At 43.8% G+C, this 21955-nt stretch carries 23 protein-coding genes and 1 rRNA gene; 18 read left to right on the plus strand and 6 right to left on the minus strand.

The window, feature by feature from the left end:
• The gene (locus MY9_RS04795) at positions 1–315 is read left to right on the plus strand and encodes a YfhH family protein (protein ID WP_014663265.1); all 315 of its coding nucleotides are present in this window, start codon (positions 1–3) and stop codon (positions 313–315) included.
• Between the two features lie 145 nt (positions 316–460).
• Positions 461–1654, plus strand: a complete 1194-nt coding sequence (locus MY9_RS04800) for an MFS transporter (RefSeq protein ID WP_014663266.1) — start codon at positions 461–463, stop codon at positions 1652–1654.
• A gap of 31 nt (positions 1655–1685) precedes the next feature.
• Here MY9_RS04800 and MY9_RS04805 read toward each other — a convergent pair whose 3' ends face one another.
• Positions 1686–1838 (minus strand): small, acid-soluble spore protein K, encoded by a 153-nt coding sequence (locus tag MY9_RS04805; RefSeq protein ID WP_003223241.1) that lies wholly within the window; start codon positions 1836–1838, stop codon positions 1686–1688.
• A 125-nt stretch (positions 1839–1963) separates the two neighbouring features.
• Here MY9_RS04805 and MY9_RS04810 point away from each other — a divergent pair, with 125 nt between their 5' ends.
• From MY9_RS04810 to MY9_RS04835, 6 genes are all read left to right on the plus strand, one after another.
• Positions 1964–2233: a YfhJ family protein gene (locus tag MY9_RS04810; protein WP_014663267.1), complete on the plus strand. Its 270-nt coding sequence runs from the start codon at positions 1964–1966 to the stop codon at positions 2231–2233.
• A 118-nt stretch (positions 2234–2351) separates the two neighbouring features.
• A complete protein-coding gene (locus MY9_RS04815) occupies positions 2352–2870 on the plus strand; it encodes an SH3 domain-containing protein (RefSeq protein ID WP_014663269.1) in 519 nt (172 codons plus the stop codon).
• 83 nt (positions 2871–2953) lie between these two features.
• On the plus strand, positions 2954–3286 hold the full coding sequence (locus MY9_RS04820) for an SdpI family protein (RefSeq protein ID WP_014663270.1): 333 nt from the start codon (positions 2954–2956) through the stop codon (positions 3284–3286).
• Positions 3273–4133, plus strand: a complete 861-nt coding sequence (gene ephM / locus MY9_RS04825; RefSeq protein WP_014663271.1) for an epoxide hydrolase EphM — start codon at positions 3273–3275, stop codon at positions 4131–4133. Before MY9_RS04820 ends, ephM begins: the two co-directional genes overlap by 14 nt.
• A gap of 231 nt (positions 4134–4364) precedes the next feature.
• A complete protein-coding gene (locus MY9_RS04830; protein ID WP_014663272.1) occupies positions 4365–5354 on the plus strand; it encodes a glycosyltransferase family 2 protein in 990 nt (329 codons plus the stop codon).
• 72 nt (positions 5355–5426) lie between these two features.
• The gene (locus tag MY9_RS04835; RefSeq protein ID WP_014663273.1) at positions 5427–8012 is read left to right on the plus strand and encodes a YfhO family protein; all 2586 of its coding nucleotides are present in this window, start codon (positions 5427–5429) and stop codon (positions 8010–8012) included.
• On the opposite strand, the gene MY9_RS04840 is transcribed toward MY9_RS04835, so the two are convergent.
• A complete protein-coding gene (locus MY9_RS04840; protein WP_014663274.1) occupies positions 8005–8988 on the minus strand; it encodes a metal-dependent hydrolase in 984 nt (327 codons plus the stop codon). The two genes, MY9_RS04835 and MY9_RS04840, sit on opposite strands and share 8 nt — an antisense overlap.
• Positions 8989–9203: 215 nt before the next feature.
• Here MY9_RS04840 and mutY point away from each other — a divergent pair, with 215 nt between their 5' ends.
• Positions 9204–10313, plus strand: a complete 1110-nt coding sequence (mutY, locus tag MY9_RS04845; protein WP_040083669.1) for an A/G-specific adenine glycosylase — start codon at positions 9204–9206, stop codon at positions 10311–10313.
• Between the two features lie 7 nt (positions 10314–10320).
• On the opposite strand, the gene MY9_RS04850 is transcribed toward mutY, so the two are convergent.
• Entirely contained in the window at positions 10321–10545 is a 225-nt protein-coding gene (locus MY9_RS04850; RefSeq protein WP_014663276.1) for a hypothetical protein, read from the minus strand.
• A gap of 81 nt (positions 10546–10626) precedes the next feature.
• On the opposite strand from MY9_RS04850, the gene fabL reads away from it, so the two are divergent.
• From fabL to MY9_RS04875, 5 genes are all read left to right on the plus strand, one after another.
• Positions 10627–11379 (plus strand): enoyl-[acyl-carrier-protein] reductase FabL, encoded by a 753-nt coding sequence (fabL, locus tag MY9_RS04855; RefSeq protein ID WP_003223262.1) that lies wholly within the window; start codon positions 10627–10629, stop codon positions 11377–11379.
• A gap of 68 nt (positions 11380–11447) precedes the next feature.
• The gene (gene sspE / locus MY9_RS04860; protein WP_014663277.1) at positions 11448–11702 is read left to right on the plus strand and encodes a gamma type acid-soluble spore protein SspE; all 255 of its coding nucleotides are present in this window, start codon (positions 11448–11450) and stop codon (positions 11700–11702) included.
• Between the two features lie 172 nt (positions 11703–11874).
• On the plus strand, positions 11875–12135 hold the full coding sequence (locus MY9_RS04865) for a YgaB family protein (RefSeq protein WP_003242708.1): 261 nt from the start codon (positions 11875–11877) through the stop codon (positions 12133–12135).
• Between the two features lie 143 nt (positions 12136–12278).
• Positions 12279–12809 carry a nucleoside tri-diphosphate phosphatase gene (ntdP, locus tag MY9_RS04870; RefSeq protein WP_003223272.1) on the plus strand — a complete coding sequence of 177 codons (531 nt, stop codon included), beginning with the start codon at positions 12279–12281 and terminating at the stop codon, positions 12807–12809.
• Positions 12810–12895: 86 nt separating this feature from the next.
• Positions 12896–14638, plus strand: coding sequence for an ABC transporter ATP-binding protein (locus tag MY9_RS04875; protein ID WP_014663279.1), 1743 nt, complete (start codon positions 12896–12898; stop codon positions 14636–14638).
• A 74-nt stretch (positions 14639–14712) separates the two neighbouring features.
• Here MY9_RS04875 and MY9_RS04880 read toward each other — a convergent pair whose 3' ends face one another.
• Positions 14713–15774, minus strand: a complete 1062-nt coding sequence (locus MY9_RS04880; protein WP_014663280.1) for an aromatic acid exporter family protein — start codon at positions 15772–15774, stop codon at positions 14713–14715.
• A 219-nt stretch (positions 15775–15993) separates the two neighbouring features.
• The gene (locus tag MY9_RS04885) at positions 15994–17283 is read right to left on the minus strand and encodes a glutamate-1-semialdehyde 2,1-aminomutase (RefSeq protein ID WP_041521271.1); all 1290 of its coding nucleotides are present in this window, start codon (positions 17281–17283) and stop codon (positions 15994–15996) included.
• A gap of 152 nt (positions 17284–17435) precedes the next feature.
• Here MY9_RS04885 and bcp point away from each other — a divergent pair, with 152 nt between their 5' ends.
• Positions 17436–17909, plus strand: coding sequence for a thioredoxin-dependent thiol peroxidase (gene bcp / locus MY9_RS04890; protein ID WP_014663282.1), 474 nt, complete (start codon positions 17436–17438; stop codon positions 17907–17909).
• 133 nt (positions 17910–18042) lie between these two features.
• Positions 18043–18480 carry a peroxide-responsive transcriptional repressor PerR gene (gene perR / locus MY9_RS04895; RefSeq protein WP_003223285.1) on the plus strand — a complete coding sequence of 146 codons (438 nt, stop codon included), beginning with the start codon at positions 18043–18045 and terminating at the stop codon, positions 18478–18480.
• 34 nt (positions 18481–18514) lie between these two features.
• On the opposite strand, the gene MY9_RS04900 is transcribed toward perR, so the two are convergent.
• Complete coding sequence (locus MY9_RS04900; RefSeq protein WP_014479226.1) at positions 18515–18868, minus strand: YgzB family protein; 354 nt, start codon at positions 18866–18868, stop codon at positions 18515–18517.
• Positions 18869–19075: 207 nt separating this feature from the next.
• Here MY9_RS04900 and MY9_RS04905 point away from each other — a divergent pair, with 207 nt between their 5' ends.
• Together MY9_RS04905 and MY9_RS04915 are read left to right on the plus strand one after the other, a co-directional pair.
• Complete coding sequence (locus MY9_RS04905) at positions 19076–19960, plus strand: nucleotidyltransferase-like protein (RefSeq protein ID WP_014663283.1); 885 nt, start codon at positions 19076–19078, stop codon at positions 19958–19960.
• 291 nt (positions 19961–20251) lie between these two features.
• Positions 20252–21801 (plus strand): 16S ribosomal RNA (locus MY9_RS04915).
• Positions 21802–21955 lie beyond the last annotated feature (154 nt).

The raw sequence follows: 21955 nt of genomic DNA on the forward strand, positions 1-21955 counted from the left end.
ATGGAGAAACGATACAGTCAAATGACACCGCACGAACTCAATACTGAAATCGCATTACTTTCTGAAAAAGCAAGAAAAGCCGAACAGCATGGAATTATAAACGAACTGGCAGTGCTCGAACGGAAAATTACGATGGCAAAAGCATATTTGCTGAACCCGGAAGATTACTCACCGGGAGAAACGTATCGTGTTGAAGGCACTGAGGACGAGTTTACCATCAGTTATTTAAATGGCGTTTTCGCATGGGGATACAGAACCTCTTCTCCTCAGCAAGAGGAAGCGCTGCCAATCTCAGTTTTGAAAGAAAAAGAATAAAGCGTAACAGGGAGGCTGATTATCAGCCTCTTTTTTTTTGTGCAGCACATTTACACGAGGTCTTAAAGAAAAAATCATTGAATTCACTTTAAAAATCTTTTAGTATGGAACTCGTTGTTTTTTAATATCAAAGGAGGCGATGACGTTGAGTATCAAAAACCCATCTGTAAAATTTATTATATTTGTTCTTATGATTTGTACATTTTCAATCGGCTATACAGAATACGCGGTGATGGGTATTTTGACGTCGATTGCCAATGACTTTCATATACAGGTTTCATCTGCAGGGCTTCTTGTCACGGCTTACGCGGCAAGCGTCTGTTTGACAGGACCGCTCGTCACCATCATTTCTGTCAAGCTCCCGAGAAAGCCTGTGCTTCTTGGGCTGATGGCGATTTTTATCCTTTCAAACCTGATGAGCGCACTGGCACCGAATTTTGCGGTACTGGCCGTCTCAAGAATTTTATCTGCGTCCATTCACGGCGCATTCTTCGCGATAGCCATGGTCTTCGCCAGTGAAATGGTTCCGCCGGAAAGGCGCGCTGCAGCCGCTGCTTCAATGAACGGCGGACTCACAGTAGCTCTAATGCTTGGTGTTCCATTCGGTTCTTATCTCGGAGATGTCCTGAATTGGAGAGCGGTGTTTTCCATCATTACGGCACTTGGAGTCATCGGATTTTTAGGCCTTATGGCTGCCGTGCCAAACAGAAAACCAAAAGTGATCCCCATGCTTATGAATGAGTGGGGGGTTTTTAAGCACAAACAAGTGCTGTTTTCCTTCGCGATTACCATTTTAGGCTATTCCGGTGTCTTTATCGCCTACACCTTTATCGAACCGATCTTGAGACATTCAGCCGGATTCAGCACGGTTGGCATTACAGGCGCTCTCTTTGCGTATGGTTTGGGAGGCGTTGCAGGGAATTTCTTTGCGGGAAAAGTGCCGCTGCCTCTGCTGACTCGGACGATGATCGGCGTAATGATCGGTTTAATCGGTGTTCTGGCTGTATTTCCGTACATCGCCATTTACCCGGCTGCAGCTATTGTGGCCACGTTCCTATTCGGGGCATGCGCATTCGGCACGCCGCCTCTGCTGCAAACAAAGGTCATTTCCTCATCTGAGGGCGGCACAACCATTGCCGCAGCTGTCAGCGTATCAGCATTTAACCTTGCTAATGCCCTTGGTGCATGGATCGGCGGAATGATTTTAAGCGGAACTGGCTCTTATTCCTGGCTGTTTGCAGGCGGCGCGCTTATGACCGCATGCGGACTTGTGCTTTCTACCTTCGCACACTTATCAGAAAAGAAGAGCGTCTACGAATATCAAGTCAATAAAGGGTAAAAACAGCTGCAGTGTATGCAGCTGTTCTTCTTTACCGTTTGCCAGAGGCTCTCATTCTTTCTTGAGGATGCTGATTAATCGATCCATCAGCACGCTTTGAAGCATAGTCGTCCTTTGCTCTCGGTTCACCCTGAAATTTGTTTTCGTTTTCGTAAGGAAATCCTTTTTCTTTATTCCGGACCATGTCATATCCCCCCTAGGTTCGAGATCAAAAAGTTGCGTCTTTCCAGATGAAGACGTAAGGTTAGTATATGGAGAACACCACGTAATAAAGCGTTATTTTTTTCCTGAAGAAAGGAGACTGCACACATGAATATGTACATTGAGAAACTGACGAATCTGCTTCTGGAAAAGAACGATATGATCAGCTATATACAGGCGAAAACATGGGTGGAACTGCTATGGAGCGATTTTGAAGCAACCTATGCAAAAGCCGGACACGCCTATCAGGGTGAAAAAATGACTGAAAAAATCGTCACACAATGGATCGAAAACTACGGAGGCCAGCTCCACCTTTTTCAAAGCTCCCGTAACGACGTGAATGATTACTTACATCAAAGCAGAGGCCTTTTGCATTAAAAACCTGCCGTTAGCGACCGGCAGGTTTTTTCATTTTTTTTTACATAAAACATGTTTCGCCAGCCTGTCAATCAGGGAATACCACTTATATCTTGTCAAATGCGAGGAGGAGCTTTAAATGAAAAAGAAACAAGTAATGCTCGCTTTAACAGCTGCCATAGGAATGGGCTTGACAGCACTTCACTCCGCTCCCGCAGCAAAAGCTGCGCCCCTTCACGACATATCTGTCAGCATGCCATCATCCGATACTTACATCATAAAAGCAGGAAAACTGAATGTCCGGACTGAGCCAAATCATGAAGGTGATATTCTCGGCACTGTATCATCAGAACAAAAGGTAACAGTCGATGGGTTCGTAAATGCCGATTGGGCTCAAATTCATTTCAAAGGAAAGAAAGCATATATTTCAACCCACTTTTTAATGAAAACCGCAAGCCAAGCGAAAACAACGAAACAGACAGCCTTCTATACACCGACGCCCGAAAACGGAAAAGTTAAGCAGCTCTCATCTGGAACAGAGGTGACAATACTCGGGTGGGGATTTAGTAAAAACGGAGGATTTGACTTCACTTGGGCGTTCGTGGATTATGGCGGTGTTATAGGCTATATTCACACAACGGATTTACAAATGCGATAAAAGGCAGGCCGAGGCTTGTCTTTTTGTCTATTCGTGAAACATTTCTTCTTTCTGCACGTAACAATGAGAAAGGAGATGATAATATGGCTGGTTTAGTCGGCGGAGGGCTTATGATCATTGCGGGCATACTGATCAAACAGTTTCCTCCCAAATCCATCAACAGTGTGTACGGATACAGAACAAGACGCTCAATGTCAGATCAAAGATTATGGAATGAAGCGAACCGTTACAGTGCATCATTAATGATCCTGTCAGGCTTGGTGATTGCGGGAATGGGATTTTTTCTGGGATCAAGCTTGATCATTCTTCAGCTAATCCTGCTGATTGCCGCTTGTGTCATCATATTTATGCTAACGGAAAAAAGACTGAAAACCATGACGCACAGTCAAGGAGGAGATAGAAGTGGACGGAGTTAAATGCCAGTTTGTCAATACAAACGGAATCACGCTCCATGTAGCAAGCGCAGGACCGGAAGACGGTCCGTTGCTTGTCCTGCTTCATGGATTTCCTGAGTTTTGGTATGGCTGGAAAAATCAAATCAAACCGCTTGCTGATGCGGGTTACCGGGTCATTGCTCCTGATCAGCGGGGCTACAATCTCAGTGACAAACCGGAAGGAATTGATTCATACCGAATTGATACATTAAGAGATGATATCATCGGACTTATTACGCAATTCACTGATGAAAAAGCAATTGTCATCGGGCATGACTGGGGAGGGGCTGTCGCATGGCATTTGGCTTCCACACGCCCGGAATATCTTGAAAAACTGATCGCGATCAACATCCCGCACCCGCACGTCATGAAAACCGTAACGCCGCTTTATCCGCCGCAGTGGCTGAAAAGCTCGTATATCGCATTCTTTCAGCTGCCAGACATACCGGAGGCATCACTAAGGGAAAATGATTATGAAACATTAGACAAAGCGATTGGATTATCGGCCCGTCCGGAGATTTTTTCGTCCGATGATGTCAGCAGGTACAAAGAAGCGTGGAAACAGCCGGGTGCACTGACAGCTATGCTGAACTGGTACAGAGCCCTCAGAAAAGGAAGCCTTGCAGAGAAACCGCCTTATGAAACAGCACCTTACCGGATGATCTGGGGAATGGAAGACCGCTTTTTGAGCAGAAAGCTTGCGAAAGAGACGGAAAAGCAATGCCCGAATGGACATCTCATCTTTGTAGATGAAGCTTCCCATTGGATTAACCACGAAAAACCAGCCATCGTCAATCAGCTGATTTTGGAATATCTTAAGAACCAATAAGTTTGAATCTCTCTTCATCCGTCTGCCATAATGGCAGACTTTTTCTGTGCGATTTTTTCATAGTCTGTTTTAAACATGACAAAATAACATTAAAAATTATGAATGTCACCATAAAATTGTAACAAAAAATAGGTTTAAACGACTTTAAAAAAAGGAATAGCCTTACTGAAGATTTGTGTAAAACTCCCCTAAGGCAATACTTAAAAAGAATAATAAAAAGAAGGTGCCTTAATGAAGCAAGGATTAATCTCGATTATTATCCCGTCTTACAATGAAGGGTATAATGTCAAACTCATTCATGAATCTTTAAAAAAGGAATTTAAAAACATTCATTATGACTATGAAATATTCTTCATAAATGACGGAAGCGTTGATGACACGCTTCAGCAGATCAAAGACTTGGCAGTGACGTGCAGCCGGGTGAAATATATATCTTTTTCTCGGAATTTTGGAAAAGAAGCCGCGATTTTGGCGGGCTTTGAGCATGTTCAGGGCGAGGCGGTAATTGTAATGGATGCCGATCTGCAGCATCCGACATATTTGCTGAAGGAATTTATCAAAGGCTACGAAGAAGGGTATGACCAGGTCATTGCCCAAAGGAACAGAAAAGGGGACGGGTTTGTCCGCTCACTCTTATCATCAATGTATTACAAGTTCATTAATAAAGCGGTGGAAGTCGATTTGCGTGATGGTGTGGGTGACTTCAGATTGTTAAGCCGCCAAGCTGTAAATGCTCTTTTGAAGCTGAGCGAAGGAAACCGCTTCTCGAAAGGCCTTTTTTGCTGGATCGGCTTTGATCAGAAAATTGTGTTTTATGAAAATGTCGAACGGAAAAACGGCACATCCAAATGGTCGTTCAGCAGTCTGTTTAATTACGGCATGGACGGCGTCGTTTCATTTAATCATAAGCCGCTGAGATTATGTTTTTACACCGGCATTTTCATCTTGCTGCTTTCCATCATTTATATCATTGCCACATTCGTTAAAATTCTGACTAACGGTATTTCTGTGCCTGGGTATTTTACAATTATTTCAGCTGTGTTATTTCTCGGCGGAGTACAGCTGTTAAGCCTCGGGATCATAGGCGAATATATCGGCCGAATTTATTATGAAACAAAAAAACGCCCGCATTATTTGATCAAAGAAGCGAATATCCCAAACAAAGACCTGCCTGAAACGAACGAATTAAAAAGCGTGCGGCGTCTGACAAAAATGCACTGAAATCACCAAGCGTCATTGGCAGTGCTTTTTTTTGCGTGTCTATCATCTTAATAGCAAGACTGGAGAATGTATATGAAAAGAAAACATGTTATGATCTATGCGGCCAGTCTGCTGGTGTCCGTTCTGGCACACGCCTTTTTTGTGAAAGAATGGGCGGAAGGCAGGTATATGACAGGTCCGGGTGACGGACTTGCGCAAATGATCGTATTTAAAAAATTATTATTTGACCAATATACACACGGGAATTTTTTCTACAATTATTCATTCGGACTTGGCGGCGGCACATTCAGTCAGCTCGGCTATTATTTTTCTGCTTCTTTTCTATTTCTTGCTGTGTCCGCCGTTGTTTGGCTGCTTCAGGCCCTTCAGTTTATCGGAGAAGCGGATACGCTTTTTTGGGCAGAGTCAGCTGTTTTTATCAGTATTTTCAAATTGAGCTTGATCATCTTTACGTCCGCTTCTGTTTTTCACTATCTTCTCAAGCATAGAGCGGCGTCGTTTACAGGAGCCGTATTATACGGTGCCTCAATCATTTATTTCCGTCACGAAGCGTATTGGGAATTTTTTACCGATACAATGGTTTGGCTTCCGCTGCTTGTGCTCGGCGCAGAAAAAATTATTAGAGAGCGGCGTCCGGCGTGGTTTATTGTTGCGTGTTCGCTGACGTTCATCAACAATTTTTACTTTGCATACATAAACCTTATATTCATCGGAATCTACGTGCTGTTCAGATGGCTGATCAGACTGGAACAGGATGAAGTGAAAAGATGGGTTCAATGCAGATTGTTTCTGGTTTCGGGCCTCATTTCTTTTGGCATCAGTGCGGCGGTGTTTGTGCCGGTGGTATACGGTTATTTAAACAACCTGCGCCCTCCATACAGCCAGAAAATAGAGTGGCTCAATTTCGATGATAATATCTTATTTTCGAGCCGGATCATCATTGTGCCGGCCGCTTTTCTGCTGTTTTTGTTTATGATGTCTTTTTACAAAAACCGTGTGTTTCGTCTCTTTGCCGGATTGAGCCTGCTGTTTATTCTTTTTCATTTCAGTCCGTATGCGGCAAGCGTCTTTAACGGCTTTTCCGCCCCGCAAAACCGCTTTGAATATGTTCTGGCTTTTACCATTGCGGGATCAGCGGCGGCTGGTTTGTCACAGCTGTCTGAACTGAAACGGAAAGAACTACTCCCGGCCATAGCTATCGTCCTGCTTCTTTACTTGTATCATATCCAAAGGTATAAGCTCGATATATGGAAGCCTGCGAATGAAAGCATTCTCTTGCTCTTACTTGTGACAATCGCAGCCTTGTTTGCTGCAGCTTTTGCGAAAAAACAGGCAAAAGTGGCTGTGTACGGTATCATCATTCTTTCTTCGCTGTTTGTTGCCAACTCCTATCAAAAATACGCACTCTCAGAAGGCGGCGATCTGGATAGTGTGACAAGAGAATATCTTACAAGTGAGGAATACAGAGGGCAAGAATCAGCTGAGCTCATCAGACGTTTACAAAAGGAAGACAATGATCCGCTCATGAGAATCGACTGGATGAACGGTGTCCGCAATAATACGCCAATCATTTACGGATTTAATGGCTTCAGCGCCTATTCCAGCATTTTAAATAAAAATCTGCTGGCCTTCTATTGGAATGATTTAAGCATCGATATGGGCAGGGAAAGCGTCAGCCGTTATGCGTCATTGGGAGACAGGACGAATTTATACAGCCTGCTTTATGGCAAATATTATATGACGGAAAAAACAAACGCAGCCAGCGTCCCGTACGGCTTCAAAAAGCATTTAGAAACAGAGCATTATGCGGTTTATGAGAATGAGAACATGCTTCCATTCGTCAAAACAGCGGATGCCATATACAGTGAAAGTGAGCTGGACCAATTGCCCGCTCTTGCGAAAGAACAGGCGATGCTGAAAGGAATCATATTAAAAGATCCATCTGGAAAAACCGAGCAGACACCAAAACCGGCCAATTTGATCACCAAGTCGGACATCACCGCAAAACAAGCTCATTATCAAAACGGACTGCTCACCGTAACTGGAGAAAACGGAGGAGAGCTGATCATCACTCCGAAACAGCCATCATCCGCTCCGGGAGACTACTATGTCGGCTTTTATTTGAAAAGCAAAGCAAAAGACAAAGGATTTACATTAAAGGTAAATGATTATGTCACAACAAGGAAATCGAACAAATCGATCTATAAAACCGGTGTAAATGATATTACGGTCAGAGTGCCTAAATCAGGCCATATCTCAATCCATCTTCCGAAAGGAACCTATGAGCTGAGAAATATAGCGCTCTATGAAGAGAATTATGAAACGCTGAAAAACGCTGTATTGCAACATAAAACAGAGAAAGCAGAGAAACTGAATTGGAACAAAAATCAATTGACCTTTGCATATCATCTGTCAAAAGACCAGTACATCATGCTTCCGATCCCATATGAAAAAGGCTGGGAGCTGAAGATCAACGGACACACACAGAAGATCGAAAAAGCGGATTATGCTTTTATAGGCTTCAAGGCGCAAAAGGGAGACAATCACATTGAGCTGACTTACTATCCGCCATACTTCAACATATCGGCGATCATATCTCTCGTCAGTCTGCTGCTTGCTGTTTTATATATAAGACGTAAAAAGCTCGGCTCTATATAGAGCCGAGCTTTAATTTTTTCTGAAGTTTTTCTTCGCTGAATATCCATCCCGTATAGGACGAACGAATCGTAAGATCATGGCCGATATGAACAATTGCCACAAAAGGATAATGGCCTTTGCTCCGATAACGCAGGTCGATAAATCTCACCTCATAATGATCTTTAAACGTATCCACTTCCCACCGGTAAACCGGAGAAAAGGACAGAAACGCCGCGATGTTATCATCCTGCTTTGCCGCATGCATTACATCGGTTTCAGGAACAGGCACTCGATTAAATGTATCCAGAATCACGACGTGCCCTTCCATGCTTCTTCCTACATAGAAAGCATGTGCTGTCGTCACTGCGATTCGCCATTGCCTGAATTTCATCGTTGGAGAAATAATAATGCTTTCGATCTCATCATGAATCATCTCATGAAGCTTTCGTTTAATTCTCAGCTGCATGATCAGGCGCACCAAATAATAGCCTGCCAATATGATATATAAGCTGAGAAACGTGATGCCGGGACTGCCGCCTGCATACCAAATCGCAATAGCTGCCAGATGGCTGATAAAAATAAACGGATCAAACGTATTAATCAGCCCAAGCGCAACCCATTTTTTCGAAAACGGACGAATGGCTTGTGTCCCATAGGCGTTGAATATATCGACGAAGACATGCAGAACAACGGCCAGCAGCGTCCACAGCCACAGGTGCAGAAAATTGGCCTGAGGATAAAATAAATACAGAATCGCCGGGATGATGACAGACCAAAACAAAACGGCGGGAATTGAATGGGTAAATCCTCTGTGATTCCTTATATAAACAGCATTGTTTTTAAGCTTTAACACAGTATCAATATCCGGAGCCTGAGAGCCCGCAAGCGTTGCGATCATAACAGCGTGAGCCATTGCCGGATCTGATGCGACAACAGGATCAAGCGTCGCAATACCGCCCAGTGCGATGCCCATAACGACATGTGTGCCCGTATCCATAGGTGACCTCCTTGCAGGATGATCCTGCACATTCACTTTGTAAGAAACTCCCCATTTTCATATACCCAATTTTTAAACTGATTCAATCGTTCTCATATGTTTCCGCTTTTTCTTTACTATTATTTAATGTAACATATTATCGTACTGTGCCCTTAGTGTACAACAAAAAACAGTCTAAAGAAAAGCGGGGCGCGAAAGACTGGGGAGAAACACATATGAACGTACTTGAAGACAAATTAAAACAAAAAGACATACAGCAATTTCGCGATGATTTAATCACATGGTTTGAAAGAGAGCAACGCGTTCTTCCGTGGAGAGAGGACCAAGATCCGTATAAAGTGTGGGTATCTGAAGTCATGCTGCAGCAAACGAGAGTAGAGACTGTGATTCCTTACTTTCTGCGATTTGTGGAACAATTCCCGACAGTGGAAGCGCTCGCTGATGCAGATGAAGAAAAGGTGCTGAAAGCATGGGAAGGACTCGGCTATTATTCCCGAGTCAGAAACCTGCAAAGCGCAGTAAAAGAAGTAAAACAGGAATACGGCGGCATTGTCCCTCCAAACGAGAAAGAATTTGGCGGGTTAAAAGGCGTCGGCCCTTATACAAAGGGAGCGGTGCTCAGTATAGCCTACAATAAACCCATTCCCGCGGTTGACGGAAATGTGATGCGTGTCATGTCCAGAATTCTTTCTATTTGGGATGATATTGCCAAACCAAAAACAAGAACGATCTTTGAAGACGCTATACGAGCTTTTATTTCTAAAGAAAAACCTTCAGAATTTAATCAGGGCTTGATGGAGCTTGGAGCCTTGATCTGTACGCCAAAATCACCTTCATGCCTGCTATGCCCGGTTCAGCAGCATTGCTCAGCATTTGAAGAAGGCACTGAACGGGAGCTTCCGGTCAAAAGCAAAAAGAAAAAGCCCGGGATCAAAACAATGGCTGCAATCGTACTGACCGATGAAGACGGACAAGTGTATATCCACAAACGGCCGTCTAAAGGTTTGCTCGCCAACCTATGGGAATTCCCTAATCTTGAAACCCAAAAAGGGATCAAAACTGAGCGTGAACAGCTCATTGCATTTCTAGAAAACGAATATGGGATACAAGCTGATATCAGTGATCTGCAAGGTGTAGTCGAGCACGTTTTCACCCACCTGGTATGGAATATTTCTGTGTTTTTCGGTAAAGTAAAACAAGTGTCGGATACTGCCGAGCTGAAAAAAGTAACGAAAGAAGAGCTCGAACAATTTGCGTTCCCGGTGTCACATCAAAAAATCTGGAAGATGGCAGTGGAAGCAGCCTCATACTCGGCTGCTCCGTAAACCATTCTTAATCGTAAGAGACGCGCGTGCCGTGGCTGTAGTCCGCTTCATTGCGCTTCATTCCGCCGCGCGCTTCAATTTCTTGCGTTAATTCCCGGTATTTTGATTGGCCTTCTTCGTTCAAGTAAGGCATAATTTGCTGAAAGGCATGATGAAAATAAGCGAGTTCACTGTTCTTCCAATCTTTTTTGGAAACCATGCTCAATTCGCTCATATCACGTCCGACATACATAACAGAAGACCCCCTTTAAAGTTCTTGCCATTATTGTTTGTGGAAATAAAAGAACTATACGCTACAAGGAGATGAGGAAAAATGGAACAAAATAAATGTGCACTCGTAACAGGAAGCAGCCGCGGTGTCGGAAAAGCGGCCGCGATCAGACTTGCTGAGAATGGCTATAACATCGTCATTAACTATGCCCGCAGCAAAAAAGCAGCACTAGAAACAGCAGAAGAAATCGAAAAGCTTGGTGTTAAAGTGCTTGTCGTAAAAGCAAACGTAGGACAGCCTGCAAAAATCAAAGAAATGTTTCAGCAAATTGATGAAACGTTCGGCAGACTTGATGTTTTTGTCAATAATGCCGCTTCAGGCGTTCTGAGACCTGTCATGGAACTAGAAGAAACACACTGGGACTGGACGATGAACATTAATGCGAAAGCATTGCTTTTCTGCGCTCAGGAAGCTGCCAAGCTAATGGAGAAGAACGGAGGCGGGCATATTGTCAGCATCAGTTCATTAGGCTCTATCCGCTATCTTGAAAACTACACTACGGTTGGTGTATCAAAAGCAGCGTTAGAGGCTCTAACACGTTATCTTGCGGTTGAGCTTTCACCAAAACAAATTATCGTCAATGCTGTTTCAGGCGGAGCGATCGACACAGATGCGCTGAAACACTTCCCGAATAGAGAAGATTTGCTTGAGGATGCGCGCCAAAACACACCGGCGGGCCGCATGGTCGAAATTAAAGACATGGTTGATACCGTTGAGTTTCTAGTGTCTTCCAAGGCTGACATGATCCGCGGACAGACTATTATCGTTGACGGCGGACGCTCACTGCTCGTTTAAAAATTTTTAAAAAAGAGGAATAGCTATACGATCACCTGCACATTCTAATGACCGTGGAGGTGATAACAATGGCTAACTCAAATAATTTCAGCAAAACAAACGCTCAACAAGTTAGAAAACAAAACCAACAATCAGCTGCTGGTCAAGGTCAATTCGGCACTGAATTTGCTAGCGAAACAAACGCTCAGCAAGTTAGAAAACAAAACCAGCAATCAGCTGGCCAACAAGGTCAATTCGGCACTGAATTCGCTAGTGAAACTGACACACAGCAGGTAAGACAACAAAACCAATCTGCTGAACAAAACAAACAACAAAACAGCTAATCACTGAAACAGAAAAAAGCACTTCATCTTCGGGTGGAAGTGCTTTTTTCTGTTTGAAAAACGACAAAACTTGTGGAAGGTCTACAGAATGAGTCAAAGGGTTTGCTTTATGGAGATCGAAATGATTAAAGGAGGAAACGTTTATACTTTCACCAGGCTGAAGGAGGAACCGATGACGGAATTTGAAAAGCTGGTAAGTGAACAGATGAAAACGATGGATAAGCTTCTCGATCTCCAATCAGAGCTCGACCGCTGCAAACAAATTGAAGCGGAACTCCGACATTTAGAAAGGGATGCAAGGCTGCGGGGGATTCAGGCTGAAATTGCGGTAAAACGGAAACACCTTGCCGATATACAAGATATGTTTCAAAAGCAGACAGAGCAGGTCATTCGTTCTTATCGCAGCTCAGAAAAGCCGTCTTCCTTTGTGTAGTGCAGGAATGTGCCATTCCCCGGCCGGAATGGCTCTTTTATTTTCATTTTTCAAATTGTAACGTTATAATAGGTAAAAGACGTTGTCGGTAAGCAAATTTGGACATACTAACTGTAGGGCTTTATAGAAAGTAGGGGAGAAATATGGGCTATCCCAAGGAAGGAGAAACCATTCAAATTCACAGCTATAAGCACAACGGGCTGATTCATAGAATTTGGAATGAGACAACAATCTTAAAAAGTACAGAAATGTGTGTCATCGGGGCCAATGACCGGACGATGGTAACCGAATCAGACGGCCGGACATGGATAACCAGAGAGCCCGCAATCTGTTATTTTCATGCAAGACAATGGTTTAATGTCATCGGGATGCTGAGGGAAGACGGGGTTCATTATTATTGCAACATCAGTTCTCCGTTTGCCTATGATGGCGAAGCAATTAAATATATCGATTATGACTTAGACGTTAAGGTTTTCCCTGACATGACCTACAATATTCTTGATGAAGACGAATATGATGATCACCGGAAAGCCATGAATTATCCAAAAGAAATCGACAGTATATTAAGAGACTACTTAAACACGCTGCTCCATTGGATTCACCAGCGTCAGGGACCGTTTGCGCCCGAGTTTGTTGATATGTGGTATGAACGGTATTTGCGCTATACAAAATAATGGTTACGTAAAAACCTGTTGCGGGGTACAACAGGTTTTTCACATGGGCTCACACACATCATGATCAAGAGAGAGGGGGAATCAACGTGGGGGTTATGAAACGCTACATGCAATTCGTCAAACCTTATAAGAAGCAAATTTTCGTTACAGTGTTAATCGGGATCGTAAAATTCTCCATTCCGCTTGCTCTCCCATTGCTTCTGAAGTACGTAGTTGACGACATTATTCAAGGAGGCGGCACGGCTAGTGACAAAACAACGTCATTGTTCACGATTATGGCGATCATGTTCGCCTTATTTTTAATTTTGCGCCCGCCTGTTGAATATTATCGGCAATATTTTGCCCAGTGGACGGCCAGCAAGGTGCTTTATGACATAAGAGCCAAGCTGTTTGACCATATACAGAAACTCAGCCTTCGTTTTTACGCGAATACAAGAACAGGGGAAGTCATTTCCCGAGTGATTAATGATGTAGAACAAACAAAGGATTTTGTCATCACAGGCCTGATGAATATTTGGCTAGATATGCTGACGATTTTGATCGTGATCTCTATCATGCTGACGCTGGACATAAAATTAACACTGATCTCTATCGTTTTATTCCCATTATACGGCATATCAGTGAAGTATTTTTACGGCCGTTTACGAAAGCTCACAAGGGAGCGCTCACAGGCGCTAGCTCAAGTACAGGGGCATTTGCACGAGCGCATTCAAGGCATGCCGGTCATCAGGAGCTTTGCAATAGAAGACCATGAACAGGCTCAATTTAATGAGAAAAATGGTCATTTCTTAGATAAGGCCATCAGCCACACGAATTGGAATGCCAAAACCTTTGCGGTCGTTAATACCATTACAGATTTGGCGCCGCTCATCGTCATTGCGTGCGCCGGCTATTTTGTCATTAATGGACCGCTGACAGTCGGAACAATGGTCGCGTTTGTCGGATATATTGACAGAATGTACAACCCAGTTAGAAGACTGATCAATTCCTCTACAACCTTGACACAGTCAATCGCATCAATGGACAGGGTGTTTGAATTTATCGACGAGCCCTATGAACTCACTGATAAACCAAATGCGATAAAGGCCGATCAGATTCGCGGAGGAGTGGAGTTTCAAAACGTTTCGTTTCAATATGAAAAGGAAAAAGAAAACATTCTCCATGATGTCTCTTTAAAAGTAAATAGAGGGGAAACTGTAGCTCTCGTCGGCATGAGCGGAGGAGGAAAATCAACGCTCGTCAGCCTGATCCCGAGATTTTATGATGTTTCAAGCGGCAGACTGCTGATTGATGGGAAGGATATACGCGATTATGAAGCGCGAAGCCTTCGTAACCAGGTTGGCATGGTGCTGCAGGATACCTTTCTATTTAGTGAAACGATTCGGGAGAATATCGCAATCGGCAAACCTGATGCCACTCTTGAAGAAATTATTGAAGCCGCCAAAGCTGCAAATGCCCATGAATTTATCATGGGTTTTCCAGAAGGATATGAGACCCGGGTGGGAGAACGAGGCGTTAAGCTTTCAGGCGGACAAAAGCAGCGGATCTCAATTGCGCGGGTATTCCTGAAAAATCCGCCGCTCCTCATTTTAGATGAAGCGACATCGGCTCTGGATTTGGAAAGTGAGCATTACATTCAAGAAGCGATGGACAAACTGGCGAAGGATAGAACAACTTTTGTTGTCGCACACCGGTTATCGACGATCACACATGCGGATAAGATTGTCGTCATGGAAAACGGCACAATCATTGAAACCGGAACCCATGATGAACTCATGGACTATGACAGCCAGTACAAGCACTTATTTACCATTCAAAATTTGAACTAAAACATCAATCTTATATCCTTTTAACGAAGGATATAAGATTTTTTTGTATAAAAAAACCCGGCTGTTTAACCGGGTTACTCTTCTGTTTCTATTTCGCAGTCTTTCGGATGATACGTTTGAAAACTTGTGATGAGTGTTTCTAAATGTTCGAGCTGCTCGCGGTACTCTACGGCGCTTGCCATAATATTGAGCATGTTGTAATCAATAAGCTCCTCATCCGTATTTTGCTGATTTTTTAAAAAGGACTTTGTTAAAAGCTGCTTATATCGAATGCCTTCTTCATCCGCGTCATCATGCGGCTTGATTTTGCCGACAAACCTCATTAAAATCAGTTCATGCCAGTAAAGCAGGTAATCAAGCTCTTCAGTCAGTGTTTCCTGAAACTCTTCCGGCATATGATAGATCTCGTTTTCCAGACGATGCAGCTTCTTCAATGTATCAAGCGCCCGGTTTGCAGTAATAATGGCCTGTCTGAACAGGACAAGCTTTCTTGATTTCACATAAGTCGTTTTCTTAAAGTAACTTCTTTCTTCTTTATATAGAAGATATGTCTGATCAAGCTTGATCATTTTTTCTTTCAGTTTTTCAATATCCTCTTTCAAAATCGAATGCTCTGTCGACTGCCGCATGGACAATCTGATCCACTTCATAATTTCTTCGGTGTTTTCGACGGTATTATGAATCAGCTTTGTTTCGTACTTAGGAGGCAAAAACACAAGGTTGACGATAAAGGAAGAAAGCACCCCTAAGATGACTGTGCTTGTTCTGATCAGCGCGAACATTAAAAAGTCGTCACCGGCAGATTCTAATATCGCAATGACTGTTACAAGAGCAATTGAAATTGTATGTTCAATTTTAAGTTTCAGCATGATTGTAATGACAATAACTGCTGTTAACCCGATCATAATCGGGCTGGGTCCGAAAATAAGGCCGAACACTGTGGCAATCACAGCTCCGATGATATTTGCCTGAACCTGGTCAATAATAATGAGAAAAGAGCGGTAAATCGACGGCTGAATCGCAAATATCGCTGCAATTCCAGCGAAAATCGGCGCGGGAAGCCCGATCCACGAAGCCAAATAAAGGGCAAGTGTAATCGCAATCCCGGTTTTGAAAATGCGGGCACCAAGTTTCATTGGTTTGTGCGTGCATTCCTTTCTATAGTAAATTGTGTGACATAGCAAATGGGCTAATCCTTAAAATTCCCGGTTAGTTTATTTGCTAAACAATTAAGTAATATACAGGGATCGATACAAATATTCAAGCTATTTTTCTAGAAAAAGACCAAAATCTTACACGTTATATGAATCCATAAAAAAACAGGAGCTCAATGCTCCTGTCCAAGGTGTCAAATTCTAGTTTTTAAGATGTTTAAAAGCATCCTCGACCGCCTCAAGCGTGTCTTTAATATCCTGCTCTGTATGTGCTGTCGTGATAAACCAGGCTTCATACTTAGAAGGTGCTAAATTAACTCCGCGTTCCAGCATCAGTTTGAAAAACTTAGCGAATGTTTCACCGTCACTCCGTTCAGCCTGCTCATAATTTTCGACTTTCTCATCAGAGAAATAAACCGTGAGTGCGCCTTTTAACCGGTTGACTGAAATTGTGATGCCATGTGTTTTTGCGTGCTGCAAAATGCCTTCTTCCAGCATTGCGCCAAGGTGATCAAGCTTTTCATACACGCCTTCCTCTTTGAGCACTTCCAGACAAGCGATGCCTGATAGGATGGAAGCGGGGTTCCCTGCCATTGTTCCTGCCTGATAAGCAGGCCCTAGCGGAGCTACCTGCTCCATGATTTCTTTTTTGCCGCCATAGGCGCCAATCGGAAGTCCGCCGCCGATAATTTTTCCGAGCGCTGTTAAATCCGGTTTCACCTGTAAGAGATCCTGCGCGCCGCCATACATAAAGCGGAAAGCCGTAATGACTTCATCGTAAATAACGAGAGCGCCTGCATTGTGCGTCAATTCATTTACTTTTTCTAAGAAACCTTCTTTTGGCTCAACGATACCGAAGTTGCCGACAATCGGTTCAACGAGAACTGCCGCGATTTCACTGCCCCATTTATCAAGAGCCTCTTTATAGCTTTCGATATCATTAAATGGAACAGTGATCACTTCGTTTGCAATGCTTTTTGGTACACCGGCTGAGTCCGGAGTGCCGAGAGTGGACGGGCCGGAGCCTGCAGCGACAAGCACAAGGTCCGAATGCCCGTGATAGCAGCCTGCAAATTTAATGATTTTTGTCCGGCCTGTATATGCGCGGGCCACGCGAATGGTCGTCATAACGGCTTCTGTTCCCGAATTGACGAATCTTACTTTGTCCATAGCGGGAATAGCTTCTTTGAGCATCTTTGCAAATGTAACCTCATGTTTCGTCGGTGTTCCATACAATACACCGTTCTCTGCCGCTTTTTTAATCGCTTCTGTAATATGCGGGTGGGCATGTCCTGTAATAATCGGACCATACGCCGCTAAATAATCGATGTATTTGTTGCCGTCCACATCCCAAAAATAAGCGCCGCTTGCTTTCTCCATTGCAACGGGAGAACCGCCGCCGACTGCTTTATATGATCTAGACGGACTGTTTACACCGCCGACAATGTGCTCTAATGCCTCATTGTGAAGTTCAATTGATTTTGTATGCAAGAATAAAAACCTCCTATATCTCCATGCGTCCTTTCTATTGTAGCATGCTTCCGAACAAGAACAATGGCTTTGGGCTTCAGATGCAGCTGAGATGGTTGTAATCTGGACAAGAATTGGATACGCTTAATAAAAAAACATCCGGAGGTAACGTAATGACTATAGAAATCGGACAAAAAGCACCTGATCTTGAGTTAAAAGGCGATCATGGGGAAACAGTAAAATTATCGGATTATAAAGGAAAGTATATCGTGCTTTATTTTTATCCAAAGGACATGACACCGGGGTGTACAACGGAAGCCTGTGATTTTCGGGACAATCACGAAAGCTTCAGTGAACTGGATGCCGTCATTATCGGTGTCAGCCCGGACAGCCAGGAAAAACACGGAAAATTTAAAGAGAAGCATGATCTTCCATTTCTGCTTCTTGTTGATGATGAGCATAAGCTGGCGGAAGCGTTTGATGTGTGGAAGCTGAAGAAAAACTTCGGAAAAGAATATATGGGAATCGAGCGCTCCACTTTTTTAATTGATAAAGAAGGCCGTCTCGTTAAAGAATGGAGAAAGGTAAAAGTGAAAGACCATGTAGCCGAAGCGCTTCAAACCCTCAAGGATATGTCGGAAAAGTAAATTCGTCTATCAGCCTCAAATGATATGCCTTACTTTTACCCTGATATCAATTGACAAATTATCGTAGAAAGAGTTACACTAATTATAAACATTACAATGTAAGAATTTTTTTTAGAAGAGAGGTGCATGACGGATGGCTGCACATGAACTAAAAGAAGCCTTAGAAACGTTGAAGGAAACCGGAGTTCGCATTACTCCTCAACGTCATGCGATTCTGGAATATCTCGTTAACTCTATGGCTCATCCAACAGCGGACGATATATATAAAGCTCTGGAAGGGAAATTTCCTAACATGAGCGTAGCGACGGTATATAACAATTTGCGTGTGTTCCGAGAATCGGGTTTGGTAAAAGAGCTCACATACGGTGATGCTTCCAGCAGATTCGATTTTGTCACATCCGATCACTATCACGCGATTTGCGAAAACTGCGGGAAAATTGTGGACTTCCATTACCCGGGCCTTGACGAAGTTGAGCAGCTTGCTGCCCACGTCACTGGTTTCAAGGTAAGCCACCACCGTTTAGAAATTTACGGCGTCTGCCAAGAGTGTTCGAAAAAAGAAAATCATTAAAAATAAGCTGACCGCACGAAACGGTCAGCTTATTTTATTTCGACATTTTCTTTTTATTATAAGACTCATCAAATTCTTTTCCTTCTAATCCCTTATCTAAAGTCAGTGGCTCTCGGCAATGCATGCACATATCGACTCTTCCTAAAACCTTTGTCTCTTTATCACAGCCTGGACAAATGACGCGAACCGCTTTAGTCGAAAGCATCCCAATCCAAAAGTAAACAACCGTGCTGAGACCGATCGATAAAAGCCCAAGTATCATAAACAAACTAGAAAGCAAAACTGACTCTTTGAAAAAGATCCCGATGTACATAATGATAAACCCAACGAAAACCAAACTTAACGCGAATGTTCTGATTTTATTAATTTTGCTGGAGTATTTCGCCATGTCCATCCCCCTCTGATTTAACTATAGCACAAACCCGATGGGATTTTCTTCATGTTTTCGGTTGAACTGGAATTTACTTATGGAGACTTGCTGTGAAATTGTTTATAATAGTTCAATGTGTTTAGAAAAAAGGAATTTCGTTTTAACCATAGAATTGAATCAAATAGAGAATAAAAAAATTTGAACAATTGCATTGGAGGAATAGTGATGGAAAATCTTCTCCGCCCAATTTACCAAGAAAGAGCAAGTCACCCCAATACATTAGCTGTCATTATGATTGAGAGAAGAAACAAAACATCTTCCTTAACAGATAACTTTGACGCAGCTTTGCTGGTGATTGTAAAGGATGCTGATGAGCCAGTTTTTATAAAGCACTATGAATTCGATCATCAAACAGCTTCTTTGCATGTGGTAACAGATTCTCAGATTCAAGAATGGATTTTGCTCGGAACAAATAGAAGAATCATAGATTGGATTGTAAATGGCAGAATCTTGTTTGACCGTAATGAATACGTTGCTGAACTGATTGACAGGCTGAATACATTTCCGTTTGCCGAACGTAAATTGAAGATCGGACTTGAATACGGCAAATTAATCAGAAGGTATGTTGAAGGAAAAGCTTTTTTTGAAGCCAATCAATTTTTAGATGCCTACAACGCCGTTGTTCATGCGTTGCATCATTTAGCACGTATTGAAGTAATCGACAGAGGATTTCATCCCGAAACCACGGTGTGGAGCCAAGTGCGCCAGATGGAGCCCCAAGTGTACAAATTATATTCCGAGCTGATTGAAAGTCACGAGAGCTTGGAAAAAAGACTAGAATTATTATTCTTAGCAAATGATTTTCTTATCCATTCTAAAGCAGAGATCGGTTCGGCGCATCTTTTCGAAGTAATGAAAGAAAAAGACATTTGGCAATTCGGTGAGCTTCTTCAACATCATGACCTAAAGCACTTTACACAGGATCTTGGCGTTATGCTTGATTACTTGACAGAAAAGGGACTTATCAACGTCAGCCAAATAGAAACGAAAGGACAGGCTGTCTATCATCGAGGATATTCTTTTAAAAAAGGTGTTGACTCTGTTTCTTGACCGTGTTATATTATTAAACGTCGCTGATGCGCTTCTGAGAAAATAAGCTCACAGCGGCGGGGAAATAAATCAAAAAAACATTTGACAAAAGAAAGTCAAAATGTTATATTGATAAAGTCGCTTCAACAAGAAGTGAAAATGATCTTTGAAAACTAAACAAGACAAAACGTACCTGTTAATTCATTTTTATAAATCGCACAGTGATGTGCGTAGTCAGTCAAACTAGGGCCTGTACGACGCAGGCCACACAGGTGTCGCCGCAGGATGCGGTGAACTTAACCTGTGATCCATTTATCGGAGAGTTTGATCCTGGCTCAGGACGAACGCTGGCGGCGTGCCTAATACATGCAAGTCGAGCGGACAGATGGGAGCTTGCTCCCTGATGTTAGCGGCGGACGGGTGAGTAACACGTGGGTAACCTGCCTGTAAGACTGGGATAACTCCGGGAAACCGGGGCTAATACCGGATGCTTGTTTGAACCGCATGGTTCAAACATAAAAGGTGGCTTCGGCTACCACTTACAGATGGACCCGCGGCGCATTAGCTAGTTGGTGAGGTAATGGCTCACCAAGGCAACGATGCGTAGCCGACCTGAGAGGGTGATCGGCCACACTGGGACTGAGACACGGCCCAGACTCCTACGGGAGGCAGCAGTAGGGAATCTTCCGCAATGGACGAAAGTCTGACGGAGCAACGCCGCGTGAGTGATGAAGGTTTTCGGATCGTAAAGCTCTGTTGTTAGGGAAGAACAAGTACCGTTCGAATAGGGCGGTACCTTGACGGTACCTAACCAGAAAGCCACGGCTAACTACGTGCCAGCAGCCGCGGTAATACGTAGGTGGCAAGCGTTGTCCGGAATTATTGGGCGTAAAGGGCTCGCAGGCGGTTTCTTAAGTCTGATGTGAAAGCCCCCGGCTCAACCGGGGAGGGTCATTGGAAACTGGGGAACTTGAGTGCAGAAGAGGAGAGTGGAATTCCACGTGTAGCGGTGAAATGCGTAGAGATGTGGAGGAACACCAGTGGCGAAGGCGACTCTCTGGTCTGTAACTGACGCTGAGGAGCGAAAGCGTGGGGAGCGAACAGGATTAGATACCCTGGTAGTCCACGCCGTAAACGATGAGTGCTAAGTGTTAGGGGGTTTCCGCCCCTTAGTGCTGCAGCTAACGCATTAAGCACTCCGCCTGGGGAGTACGGTCGCAAGACTGAAACTCAAAGGAATTGACGGGGGCCCGCACAAGCGGTGGAGCATGTGGTTTAATTCGAAGCAACGCGAAGAACCTTACCAGGTCTTGACATCCTCTGACAATCCTAGAGATAGGACGTCCCCTTCGGGGGCAGAGTGACAGGTGGTGCATGGTTGTCGTCAGCTCGTGTCGTGAGATGTTGGGTTAAGTCCCGCAACGAGCGCAACCCTTGATCTTAGTTGCCAGCATTCAGTTGGGCACTCTAAGGTGACTGCCGGTGACAAACCGGAGGAAGGTGGGGATGACGTCAAATCATCATGCCCCTTATGACCTGGGCTACACACGTGCTACAATGGACAGAACAAAGGGCAGCGAAACCGCGAGGTTAAGCCAATCCCACAAATCTGTTCTCAGTTCGGATCGCAGTCTGCAACTCGACTGCGTGAAGCTGGAATCGCTAGTAATCGCGGATCAGCATGCCGCGGTGAATACGTTCCCGGGCCTTGTACACACCGCCCGTCACACCACGAGAGTTTGTAACACCCGAAGTCGGTGAGGTAACCTTTTAGGAGCCAGCCGCCGAAGGTGGGACAGATGATTGGGGTGAAGTCGTAACAAGGTAGCCGTATCGGAAGGTGCGGCTGGATCACCTCCTTTCTAAGGATATTATACGGAATATAAGACCTTGGGTCTTATAAACAGAACGTTCCCTGTCTTGTTTAGTTTTGAAGGATCATTCCTTCGAAACGTGTTCTTTGAAAACTAGATAACAGTAGACATCACATTCAATTAGTAATACAAGATATCACAT

This window comes from Bacillus sp. JS (genome assembly GCF_000259365.1).
In the GTDB taxonomy this organism is placed as follows: domain Bacteria; phylum Bacillota; class Bacilli; order Bacillales; family Bacillaceae; genus Bacillus; species Bacillus stercoris.